Origin of the sequence: Pseudomonas sp. B21-032, from assembly GCF_024748965.1 — a bacterium.
Taxonomy (GTDB): domain Bacteria; phylum Pseudomonadota; class Gammaproteobacteria; order Pseudomonadales; family Pseudomonadaceae; genus Aquipseudomonas.
The window spans coordinates 2602941-2615836 of record NZ_CP087180.1; the positions used below are offsets into that span (position 1 = coordinate 2602941).

At 66.6% G+C, this 12896-nt stretch carries 10 protein-coding genes; 2 read left to right on the top strand and 8 right to left on the bottom strand.

Annotated elements, in window-relative coordinates; translation table 11 throughout:
* Window positions 1–3 precede the first annotated feature (3 nt).
* The 8 genes from LOY54_RS11970 to LOY54_RS12005 form a co-directional block, all read right to left on the bottom strand.
* Window positions 4–2247, bottom strand: coding sequence for a TonB-dependent receptor (locus LOY54_RS11970; protein WP_258610498.1), 2244 nt, complete (start codon window positions 2245–2247; stop codon window positions 4–6).
* Between the two features lie 182 nt (window positions 2248–2429).
* On the bottom strand, window positions 2430–3488 hold the full coding sequence (locus LOY54_RS11975) for an ABC transporter substrate-binding protein (protein ID WP_045198597.1): 1059 nt from the start codon (window positions 3486–3488) through the stop codon (window positions 2430–2432).
* Window positions 3489–3518: 30 nt separating this feature from the next.
* On the bottom strand, window positions 3519–4559 hold the full coding sequence (locus LOY54_RS11980; protein WP_258610499.1) for an ABC transporter substrate-binding protein: 1041 nt from the start codon (window positions 4557–4559) through the stop codon (window positions 3519–3521).
* Between the two features lie 12 nt (window positions 4560–4571).
* Window positions 4572–5726 (bottom strand): LLM class flavin-dependent oxidoreductase, encoded by a 1155-nt coding sequence (locus LOY54_RS11985; protein WP_258610500.1) that lies wholly within the window; start codon window positions 5724–5726, stop codon window positions 4572–4574.
* Window positions 5727–5928: 202 nt separating this feature from the next.
* Entirely contained in the window at window positions 5929–7767 is a 1839-nt protein-coding gene (locus LOY54_RS11990) for an ABC transporter ATP-binding protein (RefSeq protein ID WP_258610501.1), read from the bottom strand.
* Window positions 7760–9529: an ABC transporter ATP-binding protein gene (locus tag LOY54_RS11995; protein ID WP_258610502.1), complete on the bottom strand. Its 1770-nt coding sequence runs from the start codon at window positions 9527–9529 to the stop codon at window positions 7760–7762. The genes LOY54_RS11990 and LOY54_RS11995 overlap by 8 nt, the downstream gene beginning before the upstream one ends.
* A 31-nt stretch (window positions 9530–9560) precedes the next feature.
* Complete coding sequence (locus LOY54_RS12000; RefSeq protein WP_258610503.1) at window positions 9561–10778, bottom strand: acyl-CoA dehydrogenase family protein; 1218 nt, start codon at window positions 10776–10778, stop codon at window positions 9561–9563.
* Window positions 10775–11047, bottom strand: a complete 273-nt coding sequence (locus LOY54_RS12005; RefSeq protein WP_143013291.1) for a hypothetical protein — start codon at window positions 11045–11047, stop codon at window positions 10775–10777. Before LOY54_RS12005 ends, LOY54_RS12000 begins: the two co-directional genes overlap by 4 nt.
* Before the next feature lie 41 nt (window positions 11048–11088).
* On the opposite strand from LOY54_RS12005, the gene LOY54_RS12010 reads away from it, so the two are divergent.
* Window positions 11089–12147, top strand: coding sequence for an ABC transporter substrate-binding protein (locus tag LOY54_RS12010; protein WP_258610504.1), 1059 nt, complete (start codon window positions 11089–11091; stop codon window positions 12145–12147).
* 12 nt (window positions 12148–12159) lie between these two features.
* Entirely contained in the window at window positions 12160–12894 is a 735-nt protein-coding gene (locus tag LOY54_RS12015; RefSeq protein WP_045198608.1) for a class II aldolase/adducin family protein, read from the top strand.
* Window positions 12895–12896 lie beyond the last annotated feature (2 nt).

Sequence of the window (12896 nt, forward strand, 5' to 3'; positions counted from 1 at the left end):
CGATCAGAACCGGCTGGTGACACTCAGGCCCACGGTGCGCGGGTCGCCATAGGTGATCACGTACTGGCCGGCGGTGCCGTTGGGGCGGCCGTGGACCTGGTAGCGGCGGTCGGTGAGGTTATTGACGAAACCGGTGACGCTGAGCTTTTCATCCGGGCTGAACCAGGTCAGGCGGCTGTTGGCCAGGGTGTAGTGCGCCTGGTTGAGCGGCTGGTCGGCGCTGCTCTGGCGGTCGGCCAGAAAGTACTCGCGGTCACGGAAGCTGACATCGGCACCGGCCACCAGCTTGCCGCCGACTTCCAGCGGGATGGTGTAGTCGCCGCCCAGCGACACCACGTAACGCGGCGAGCGCACGAAGCTGTTGCTGCTGTAGTCGGCGGTCACCGCGCCGGTGGTGGGGTTGGTGTTCTTGAAGTCGGTGTACTCGGTGTCAAGGAACGACAGCGCCGCGCGCAGGTGCAGGTAGTCGGTCGGCTGGCCTTCGAGCTCAAGCTCGGCGCCCTTGACCTTGCCCTTGGCGCCGTTGGTCAGCGCGGTGGTGAGGATGCCGTTGTTGACCGTCAGCAGGTTGACCTGGATGTCCTGGTAGTCGTAGTAGAACAGGTTGGCGTTGACTGTCAGGCGGTGGTCGAGCCATTCAGACTTCAGGCCCAGCTCGTAGGCGTCCAGCTCTTCCGGATCGACCGTGGTCAACTGCGCAAGGCTGGTGGATAGACCGGTGTTGAAACCGCCGGACCGAAAACCATGGGCATAACGGAAGAACACCCGCAGGTTGTCGTTGATGCGGTACTCGGGGGTCAGGTCGTAAGTCCAGGCGTCCCAGCGCTTGGCCTCTTCCTGGGAGCCGTTGCTGCCGCTGGCGGTCAGCGGGATCAGCGGGCCGTTGGCAGTGGCGCGGGTCAGTTGCACCAGGTCCAGGTCGATGTCCTTTTTCTCGGTGGTCCAGCGCAGGCCACCGGTAACGGTCAGGTTGTCGCTCAGGTCGTAGGCGAGGTTGCCGAACAGCGCGTAGCTGTCGGTTTTGTGGGTGTAGCTCAGGTCACGAAAATCCACCGTGCCGCCGGTCTGGTTGGAGCCGGTGCCATTGGGCGTAGGCCCCGGGGTGACGGTGCGCAAGGCGCTGCTATCGAGGGTTTCGTGGAAGTAGTGGGCGCCGAGCATCCAGCGCAGGGTTTCCTGTTGCGGCGAGGCCAGGCGAAACTCCTGGGAGTACTGGTCGTAACGGTTGTCGCTGTCGGCGGCGCCGTTGACTTCATAGGGGGTGTAGTCGGCGTCGCTGAGTTGCTGGTTGCGGATGTAGTCGTAGGCGGTGATCGAGGTCAGCTTGTAGTCGCCGATGTCCCAGTTCAGGGTCAGCGAGGTGCCGTTGTGGTCGAGCTTGGCATTTTCATCGACGTTCAGCTCGATGCGCCGGCCTTCCGGGCGCTGGTAGCCGACGTTGTAGTAGCGCCCCAGCGTCAGCGAACCGCTGCTGCCATCGCCCTTGAACTGGCGGCCGTGGACCTTCCACAGCGCTTGAAGGTCAGGGTTGAGCCTGGCCAGGAACTGCACACGCACGGCCTTCTTGTTGACGTCGCCGTAGGTCTGGTCGTTGCTCAGGTTGTGGGTGAAGCCATCGCGCTCTTCGGAGTACAGCGATACCCTTGCTGCCAGGCGCTCATCGACCAGGGCGCCGCCGATGGCGCCACTGAGGATTCGCTCGTTCTTGCTGCCAAAGCCGAGGGTGCCGAAGCCGTCGGTGTCGAAGCCCGGCTTCTTGGAGATGATGTTCACCGCGCCTGCGGTGGTGTTCTTGCCATACAGGGTGCCTTGCGGGCCGCGCAGGATCTCGATGCGCTCAAGGTCGAACAACGGGCCGCCGCCGGCCACCGGCGCATTGAGGTAGACGTCGTCGGCGTAGATACCCACCGGGTAAACGGTGGCGGCGCCGGTGTCGCCAGTGCCCAGGCCGCGAATGTACCAGCGCGGGCGGCCATCGCCATCGGGGTTTTTCGCCGAGGCGTTGGGGATGAAGGTGGTGATATCGCCCATGGCGCGCACGCCGTCGGCGGTGATGCTGCTGCCTTGCACCGCAGTGACCGCCACTGGCACTTCCTGCAGGGTTTCTTCGCGGTGCTGGGCGGTGACCGTAACGGTTTTCAGCGCCGGTGTAGTGCTGGTGTTGTCTTCGGCCCTGAGCAGCTCCGACTGGCTGGCCAGCAGGATGCTCAGGCCGATGCCTTTGGCGATTGGGTTAAGTGTGTGCATGCTGCTGGTCTCCCCGAATGTGCAGTTGAAGGGGATAGAGCAGGGTTTGTGCCATGTTTGTATCTTGTTGTATATAAAGGATTTTATTGGGTTTTTTAGCGGTGGCTGCTAGTTATTCAGCAGGGGGGTGTGGAATGCCTGTTGCTGGGGCAGCAATCGCGGCGACCCGACTTGCCCCGCGATCAGGTAGCCACCCGCGAAGTAGAGCCGATCACCGCCTCCAGCACACTGAAATCAATCCACTCACGCACATCGAAACGCCGCGGTATAAAGTCCCAGCGATGGAGAAAATCGGTGAAGTCCTGCAACGCCTCGATCGAGCGGCCATCGAGGGTGGTGCGCAAGCGCCGGTGGGCGTCCTCGCCATAGGCCGCTGCCACCCAGTACTCGCTGGTGTTCAGCTCGCGGGCAAGATAGCGCCGGGTTTCATCGGCATTGGCCCAGGCCCACTGCTCGGTCCGCAGCAGCACATCAACGATGCGCTTGCAGGCACCGAAGTGCTGCTCCAGCAGGTTGATGTCCACGGTCAGCGTGCGCGGCGTGCCGTTGTTGGCGCGAATCAGCGGGTCGGGGTGGGAGCCGGTGTCGATCACTACCCGCAGGCCGAATTCGTGGGCCAGTTGCAGGGCCGTGGCGCCCTTTAAAAAGATCGCGTCGATATCGCCGCGCAGCAGGCCGATCAGCTCGTTGTTGCGGCGGCTGACGCGGTTGACGCCGAGGGTCACCGCCGCGCCATGCACATGAGTGACCTGTTCATCGCTGTGGGTGCCGCCGTAGGGGTAGTCGACCAGCTCGACATCGGCGACGTTCAGGCCTTCGAGCTTCAGCGCGTTCTCCAGCCCGCGCAGGGCCTGGGCGCGGGTGAAGTCGATCTGCACGTTGGCCCATTTCGGCAGGCCGAAGCGGCGGTTCTTGAGGTCGCGCACGGTGCGTACGCCGCTGTCTTCGGTGGTCAGGATCAACTGCACTTCATCGGCCCAGCTCAGGCCCAGCACGCGGGTCTGCACGCCGCTGGCGTAGGCCCAGATCGCCGGGATGTTGCCGCCATGGCGCACCGAGTTGCGCAGGTGATGGTCGTAATGGGCTTCGCGCACTTCGCGCTCGCTCGATTCGCGCAGCGACTGGATCGAGGTGCCCAGCGGCTGGAAGGCTTCGGCCAGGCGCCCGCTTTGCACGGCGATGCCAAGGCCGGTGGGCACCGGGCTGTGGGTGTACCAGAGGGTATCGAGGGGTGTGCTCATTGTCGGTTCTAGTCCTTGTCAGGTGGCCGGTTAGCCGGCCAGTGCGGTATGCAGCCCGTCCATGGGGCGGCGGTCGATCCATTGGCGTACATCGAACGCCGTGCGGATAAAGCGCCAGCGCTGCAGAAAGGTCACGAAGTCCTGCAGGGCGGCGATGGCCTGTTCGTCGAGGGCGGTGCGCAAGCGCAGGTGCGCGTCTTCGCCGTAGGCGCGGCTGACCCAGTACTCGCTGCTGTTGGTTTCCAGCGCCAGGTAGCGGCGGGTCTGCTCTGGGTGCTGATGGGCCCAGGCTTCGGCGCGCAGGACGCTGTCGAGCACCTGGGTGGCCACCGGCAGGTGCTGGTCGAGCAGCGCCTGGTCGACCGTCAGGGTGCGCGGCGTGCCGTTGTTGCTGCGCATCAGCGGGTCGGGGTGGGCGCCGATGTCCAGTAATGTGCGCAGACCGAAATCATGGGCCTGCTGCACGGCGCTGGCGCCCTTGAGAAAGATCGCATCGACTTCACCGCGCAGCAGGCCGATCAGCTCCAGGTTGCGCGCCTCGTCACTGCTGGCCACGCTGCTGCCGGCAACAACGCGCAGCGGGCTGTCACTGAAACCGCTGTCGTAGCGGTAGTTGACCAGCTGCAAGTCGCCGACCTGCAAGCCCTCGAGTTTCAGCGCGTTCTCCAGCCCGCGCAGGGCTTGCGCACGGGTGAAGTCAATCTGCGCGCGGGCGCGGTCGGGCAGGCCGAAGCGCTTGCCGGCCAGTTGCCTGATGCTGTGAATGGCGCTGTCGGCGCGGGTCAGGATCAACTGCGCCTCATCGGCCCAGGACAGCCCGATCAGGCGCGTCTCGCGGCCCTGGGCGCGGGCCCAGATTGCGGGAATGCTGCCGCCATGACGCACCGAATGGCGCAGGCTGTGATCGAAGTGCGACTCGCGCACCGCAGCATCGTCGGCCTCGCGAATCGACTGCACCTGGGTGCCAAGCGTGTGCAGGCTGTCCTGCAGCCAGCCTTGCTGAACGGCAATGCCCAGGCCCGTGGGCACCGGGCAGCGGGTGTACCAGAGGGTATCGAGGGGTGTGCTCATGTCGGGCTCCGGTCAGGCGCTGGCGGTCAGTGGCAGGCTGGCCAGCGGCGCCTGGCGTACCAGCGGCAGCACCTCCTGGCCGATGCGCAAGGCTTCTTCCAGGTGCGGATTGCCGGCCAGGATGAAGGTCGAGAAACCGGCGTCGCGGTATTCGGCCAGGCGTTCGGCGATGTTCTCGTGGCTGCCCACCAGGCCCACGGTCGGCCCAGGCTTGGCCTTGGCAAAACCGGCCCAGAGGTTGGCGCCGATGATCAGGTCGTCGAAGCGCTGGATGTTCTGGTGATAGGCGGTTTGCCGCGCGCCACCCACCGAGTCGCTGGCGCTGGTGAAGGCCTTGGAGACGGCGCTGGGCTTGCCTTCTAGCTTGTCGAACTGGCGGCGCAAGTCGCGCCAGGCGGCGTCTTCGGTTTCACGCGCGAACAGGTCGACGCGCAGGCCGAAGCGCACCGTGCGCCCTTGCTTGTCGGCAAGCTCGCGTACCCGCTCGATGTGCGGCTTGAGCTGCTCAACCGGCTCGGCCCAGTTCAGGTACACGTCGGCGTGGCGGGCGGCGACTTCCAGCGCCGGCTCGGAGAAGCCAGAGAAGTACACCCCCGGCTTGCGTTCGTTACCCAGGTGCGGCGGCAGTGCGCCGTTTTCCAGGCGGTAGATGTCGCCGTCGTAAGAGAAGCGCTCGTTGCTCCACAAACCCTGGATGATGTCGAGGAACTCGCCGGTACGCTTGTAGCGCTGGTCGTGGTCGAGAAAGTCGCCCTGGGCGCGCTGGCTGGCCGGGTTGCCGCCGGTGATGATGTTCCAGTCCAGGCGCCCGTGGCTCAGGTGCTGGAGGATTGCCGCCTGCTGCGCGGCGTAGGCGGGCAGGATCCAGGTGGCCTGGAAAGCGATCAGAAAGCGCAGGCGGCGGGTTTCCCGGGCCAGGGCCGCGGCGGCGATCCACGGCTCGGGGCCGGTGGGCAGCAGCGCGCCTTCAAAGCCTGCAAGTTCTGCGGCCTTGGCCACCTGGGCGATGTAGTCGATGTAGGTGAAACCATCGGCGCTGCCGTCCTGCAACAGGCCGGGAGCGATATGCCCGGGGCTGCGGCTGAAACTGCCGCGGTTGTGCTTGTCGGTGCTCAGTTGCGGGCCGTCGGTGCCCAGGGGCAGACGCCAGAAGAATTCGGTGCTCATGGCTGTTCCTCGATGAAGGTAGAGACAGCGGTGCAACGCCCATGCCACGCCGCGCGGGCCCGTAATCATTGGGGGTTGGCGGCAGGGGTGTTGCCAGGGCAGCAACCGGTCAGCAGTGGCTGCGGCGGTTGCAGCACAAAGCATCGCGGGTCAAGCCCGCTCCCACAGGCTGTGGGAGCGGGCTTGACCCGCGAAAAGGCCCTCAACTAGCTTGCAGTTCAGCACCATGCTGATAGCGCCGATACAACGCCGCATAATCGCCACCCTTGGCCAGCAACTGCTGATGCGGCCCTTGCTCGACCAGCTTGCCCTCGCGAATCAGCACGATGCGGTCGGCATCGCGAATGGTCGCCAGGCGGTGGGCGATGATGATCGCCGTGCGCCCCTCGCACAGGCGCCGAAGCGCCCGCTGGATGCGCCGCTCGGTGTGCACGTCGACCGCCGAGGTGGCCTCGTCGAGCACCAGCACCGCCGGGTCCGCCAGGTAGGCGCGCACCAGGCACACCAGCTGGCGCTGGCCCTGGCTGAGGTGGCTGCCCAGCGGCCCGACCTGGGTGTCATAGCGATGCGCCAGGCGCTCCAGCACCTCGTCTGCCCCCAGCTCGCGCACCGCGTCAATCAGCGTGTCGTCATCGGCATGCGGCGCGGCCAGGCGCAGGTTGTCGAGGATGCTGCCGTTGAACAGCACGTTGTCCTGCAGTACCACGCCAACGTGGCGGCGCAGCTGTTGCTGGCTGAGCTGGCGAATATCGACGCCATCGAGGGTCACCGCGCCGTGATCAACTTCGTAGAAGCGTGTGAGCAACTGCACCAGGGTGCTCTTGCCATGCCCGGACGGGCCGACAATCGCCAGCACTTCACCGGCATTGATGCGCAGGTCGAGGCCGTCGATCACCGGCCGGGTGGGTTGCGGCAAATAGGCAAAGCGCACCTGCTGAAAATGCACCTCACCGCGTGCCGCGGGCAAGTCCAGCGGGGCAACCGGGTCGACAATCTGCGGCGCGGTGTCGAGCAACAGGAAGATCCGCTGAGCCGAGGCGGAACCGGTGGCATAGCGTTCGAACAGGTCGGTCAGTTCTTGCAAGGGGCCCAGGAACAGCATCACGTAGAACAGGCTTTCGCCGACCTGGCCGACCGTGACCGTGCCCTTGGCCAGGCTGTAGCCGCCGACCAGCACCAGCACCGCCATGCCGGCGGCGCTGAGCAGCGCGGTAAAGGGCGCGAACCAGCCCGAGCGCAGGCTGCCGATGATCAGCGCTTCGTTGAAGTCGTGCAGCAGTTGTGTGTAACGCTTAAGGTTCGGCGCCTGCTGGCCGGTCTGCTGCAGCAGGCGCACGCCGCTGACACTCTCGACCAGGTGCGCGGTGAAGCGGCTGCGCTGTTCAGCAACCTTGGCCCAGTTGCGCTGGGCGATGCGCTTGAACGCCCAGGTCGCCGCCAGCAGCAGCGGCACGCTGCCGATCAGGCTGAAGAAGAACAGCGGCTCGATCAGCCACAGCATCACCGCCGCCAGGCTGCAGCGCAGCAGGGCGCCGAGCAGTTCCGGCGGGCCCTGGATCAGCAGCGGCTCCAGGGCATCGACATCGCGGTCGGCGCGGGAAATGATACGCCCGGCGCGGGTGCGGTCGAAGTAACCGACGCTCAAGGCCTGGACGTGGGCAAACACCCGCACCCGCAATTGGTTGAGCACCTGGATCGCCGCGCTGCCGGCGATATACTGCGATACCCCGGCCAGCACAAAGCGCCCCAGCCAACTGGCCGCCAGGCCCAGCCCCAGCCACAGCACCAGCGGCTGGTCGAGCAGCCAGCGATTGCCGTCGTGGATCAGCCCGCGGTCGAGCAGTTCACGAACGAACCAGGGCCGCAGGAACACGGTAAACACCAGCAGCAGCTCCAGGCCGATGACCCAGGCGATCTGTTTGCGCACCGGCCGCAACAACGGCAGCAGGCGCTGGAACATGCTGCGGTCGAGGGCTTTTTTTGCCAGCAGCTCTTCGATTTCGATATCGCTCAGGGCGTTGCCCGGCAGTGGCTTAGCCATGGTCGATCCCCAGCAGGTCACGGTAGGTCGGGTTGCGCTGCAGCAGTTGCGCATGGGTGCCGCTGTCGGCGATGGCGCCGTGGTCGAGCAGCAGCACGCGGTCGGTGCGTTGCACGGTGGAAACCTTGCTGGCGATCAGCAGCAGGGTGGTGGCGCTTGCCTGCTGGCGCAGGTTGTCCAGCACCCGGCCTTCGCTCAGCGCATCCAGGGCGCTGGTGGCATCGTCCAGGCAAAGAATGGCCGGCGCCGCGAGCAAGGCCCGGGCCAGGCACAAGCGCTGGCGCTGGCCGCCCGAGAGGGTCACGCCGCGATCGCCGAGCGGGCTGTCGAGGCCTGCGGGCAGGCGTTCGAGGATGTCGTCGGCAGCAGCCTGGTGCAGGGCCTGGAGCAGTTGCGGGTCGCTGGCGTCGGGCGCACTCAGGCGCAGGTTGGCGGCCAGGCTGTCGGCAAACAGAAAACTCTCCTGAGGCAGTACATGCACGCGTCGGCGCAGGTCGCGCAGCTCCAGGTCACGAATGTCCTGCCAGCCGGATTGTGCGTTGCCGAGCAGCACACGGCCCTGGGCAACATCGCTCAGGCGTGGCAACAGGCTGGCCAGCAGGCTCTTGCCGGTGCCGGTGGCGCCGACCAGGGCGACGGTTTCACCGGGGGCCAGCTCGAACGAGCAGTGACGCAGGATCGCCTGGCCACCGCCAGGGGCGGCGACACTGACGTCTTCAAGCCTCAGCCCCAGCGGCCCCTCGGGCAGGCGCTGACTGCCGCCGACAATCGCCGCCGGCGCATCCAGCAACTGCCAGATACGCCCGGCCGAGGCGCGGGCGTCGGCGAAGGTCTGCATCACCCGGCCGATGCCTTCGATGCGAAACACCAGGGTGGTGGCGATCAGCAGTGATGTCACCAGTTCGCCAATGCCGATCCGGCCGGCGGCGACCAATTGCGCGCCCACCACCAGTATCCACACATGCCCCAGCGCCACCACCGCCTGCGGCAGTGGAATCCGCGAACTGGCGTAGGCCAGGGCCTGGCGTGCCAGGCTGCTGAACTGCTGGACCTGACGCTCGAAGCCGTCGATGCGCTGGGCTTGCAGGCCGAACGACTTGATCACCCGCACCGCGCCAATGCCCTCGGCGAGGTCCTGATTGACCCGGTCGTAGGCGGCGCCGACCGCGCGGTCGAGGCTGACCAGGCGCTCGGTCTGCACTACGAATATCCACACGCCGATCACCGTCAGCAGCAGCGGCCCGAGCGCCAGCCACGGGTGGTACCAGGCCAGCAGGCCGACGGTGGCGAGTATCACCAGTGGCGTTTCGACCAGCTGGCGCCAGAAGCTCACCAGTGCATCGCGGACCTTGTCGGCATCGCGGGTGGTGCGGGTGACCATCTCGCCCATGCCGTGCTGCCAGTGATAACCCAGGTGCAGGCGCAGCACCTGCTCCAGCAGGCGCTCGCGCAGGCGCGTGAGCAGCGCCTGGCCAAGGATCAGCGAGCCGATGGCGGCGGCGTACTGCAGCAGCGCGCGGCCCAGGGCCACGCCGAGGATCAGCCAGAACCAGCCCCAGGCGCGCTGACCGTCGAGGCTGCCATCGGCCAGACGCTGCACCGCCGTGCCGGCGCTGACCTCGTTGAGGGCGTGGCCGATCAGCCATTGCTGCCAGACCAGGCCAAGGTTGATGGAAACGAACAGCCCGGCGACCAGGGCGAAACGCCAGGGCATTTCACCGTAGATCGCCAGGCTGCGCAGCAGCGGGTGTCGAGGGCTCATGAAGGACTCGCGGCAGGAGGAAAGTGTGTGCTCAGCGGCTGGCGCCGGCCTTTTGCTTGGCAGTGAGGATGGCGGTGTATTCGCCGGGGTCGATGCCGTTGAGGTAGTAGTTGCCGACGTGGTGTAGGCGCCAGCGGATCGGGTCGTGGGTGGTGTGCACCCGGGCGTTGCGCCAGAAACGGTCGAGGTTCCACTTGCTCAAGGATGAGCTGGCGCCGAGCAGCGAGAAGATGTCGCTGGAGATCTTCAGCGCAGCGCCATCGGAATGGGCGCGGGCGCTGGCCACCGAAAGGATCAGCTCGTCTTGCAGGGCCTTGTTGTCCGGGTCCTGCTCGTGGGCGTCGAAAGTTCGCGCGGCGTCGCGCAGCAGTGATTCGGCGGCGCGCAGGGCCACCGCGTACTCGCCGATCTGGCGAATGATGTGCGGCTCGTCGCTGGCCCGTTCCACCTCGCTCTCGACCCACGGCCGGGCGTGCTGGTTGAGGTAGTCAATGCCGGCCTGCAGGGCGCCGGCGGCGATACCGGTGTCGATGGCGGCGTGAAGGATCTGCGGGAAGGTCAGGCCGGTGCGCTTCATCGGGCCCTGGCGGCGCAGCACGTAGCGCTCGTCCAGCTCGATGTTGTCGAAGATTACCGTGCCGCTGACCGAGTTGTTCTGGCCGAAGGCGTCCCAGTCATCGACCAGGGTCAGGCCGGGTGTGTCGCGCTGCAGCAGCACGCCGGCGCCGCCGTCATCGCTGGCGGCGGTCAGCGAGATCCACTCGGCCAGGTAGGCGCCGGTGGAGTAGAACTTGCTGCCGTTGAGGATCAGCTTGCCATCGGCGCGGCGCTCGACCCGGGTCTTGAGGGCGAACTTGTTCTTGCCGCCGACCTCGGCCAGGGCATTGCCCAGGCGCTTGCCGGCCAGTACATCGGCGATCAGCCGGTCGCGCACGGCATCCGGGTAGCCGCTGAGCACGCCGCGCAGCATCACGTTGTGAATCTGCAGCAACTGGCCGACGCCGCCGTCGGCGCGGGAGATGATCCGCACGGTCTCGACGATGGTCTCGACCGACGCGCCCAGGCCGCCGAGCGCTGTCGGTACGCCGATGGCGGTGATGCCGCTGTCGGACAGCAACTGCGCCTGGCGCCGGGGCAGTTCGCGGTTGAGCAACGGGTCGGCGGCGAGGGCGGCGATTTGCTCGGCAATTTCATGGGCCGCGGCGATGGCCTGGGCGGGGCTGTGCAGGCGACGGGGCAGGGTACTCACGATAGGGCTTCCTTGAATGAACAGGTACCCAGGGCCTTGAGCAGGTTCTGTGCCAGTGGCGGCAAAGCCCCGTGGGGCAGGGCTTGCGGCGTTTTTGCCGGTGCCGGGTGTTGCTGGGGCAGCAGTAAGCCGGTGATTGTTGCTCTGGCAGCAGCAGGCTTGCGGCCCGACTGCTGGCAGATCAGCAGTCGCGCCTTGCGGCAAGGGGCAAAGCCCAATGAAATCAGGGCTTTGCCGAGTTGGCACGGGCGCTGCAATAGCTCAGGCACAGGCCACCTGGCCGATTCGATCCGCTTGATGGAGCATGCCCATGACAATCGCCGCCACCTTGCCACTGCCCAGCGCAACCACGCTTGAGCAACTCTGGTTCACCCGCTGCCCGGTGCCGACCGCTTCCGGCATCGCCTACACCCTGGGCTGGCTCACCGAAGAATTCGCCGCCGACGGCCTGCCGGTAGAAACCCTGCAGGAAGCCCGGCAACTGGGGCATCACCACTACGATCACCAACTGCCCGGGCTGTTTCGCGAGGGCGGCAATGTGCCGGCCCTGGCCGCCCGCGCCGCTGGCGCACCGAGCCGGCTGATCGGCCTGACCTGGATCGAGGAATGGCAGACCATCCTGGTGCGCCCGGATTCGGGCATTCGCAGCGCCGCCGACCTCAAGGGCAAACGCCTGGCGCTGCCGGCCTGGGGCGTCAACCGCCCCGGCAGCATCGCCCGGGCCATGAGCCTGCACGGCTACAAGGGCGCGCTGAGCCTGGCCGGGCTGAGCTTCGATGATGTCCAGCTGGTGGAGGTGGCGCTGCAGTCCCAGGACGATGCACCGACCCCGCAGCAGGGCCTGCAACGCCTGTGGTCGGGCCTGGATTACCTGGTGCGCGGCGAGGTCGATGCGGTCTACGTCAAGGGCGCTGCCGCCGCCGATGCCGCCCGGCGCCTGGGCCTGGTGGTGGGCATTGACCTGGACCAGATCACAGACCCACGCTATCGCATCAACAACGGCACGCCACGGCCGATCACCGTGCACCAGAGCCTGCTCGACGACCACTTCGAGCTGGTGGTGCGCTTTCTTGCCCAGACCCTGCGCGCCGCCGATTGGGCCCGCGACAACCGCGACGGCCTGCTGCGCATCCTCCAGGACGAAACCCGCGCCGGTGCCGAAGGCGTCGATCAAGCCTACCGCGGCGACTTTCATACCACCCTGGCCCCGGACCTTTCGGCCGAACGCCTGGCGTACCTCGACATCCAGAAAACCTTCCTCAACCTGCACGGCTTTCTCGAAGCCGATTTTGCCCTGGCCGACTGGGTCGACCCGCGTCCACTGCAAGCCGCCCAGCAACTGCTGGCTGAACGCCGCGCCCGCGCTTAAAGGAGCATTGCCATGACCGTACTGACCACCGAGCACCTGATCGACGCCGAGCTGCAAACCTTCATCGAGCAGGTGCTCGACGAGGCCGGGCAGGCCTTCACCGTGTTCCGCGAAACCAACACCATCACCGCCAACGGCACCGTCGGCTTTATCGAACGGGTACCGGGGCGCGAGCTGCTGGTGTCGGTCAACTACCCGGGGCCGTGGGAGTACCGCAAACCGCTGCAGGCCACGGTCAGCGACCTGGCCGGCAACCTGGTGCATGGCCAGGGCAAGGGCGGCCTGGGCCGTTACGCCAAACTGTTCCGCGAGCAGGCGCAGATCACCACGGTGTCGCATGTGCACTCGCCGTACCTCGGCGCCTGGGCCCAGACCCAGCGCACCTTGCCGTTCAACTACGTGCCGGTGCAGCGCTTCCAGCTGGCCCGCGAGCTGCCGACCTACATCGACCGGCGCCAGGACGAGGTCGATTTCATCCTCGAACGCCTGGCCGAGAACCCCTTCACCCCGGCCATCCTTGAAGCCAACGGTGGCGCCACGGTGTGGGGCCAGCAGGGCCTGCGCGCCACTGCCGAGTTCATCGTGCTGCTGGAGGAGGGCGCGCAACTGCAACTGCTGGCCGAAGCCATCGGCGGCTCGCGGCCCTTCGGCCCGGGCGTGCTCACCCAGCAATGGAAGATGAGCAGGCTGATCGACAAGGCCAGCGAGCTGGGCCTGATTCCCGCCACCGACCGCATTCGCGCCTGAGG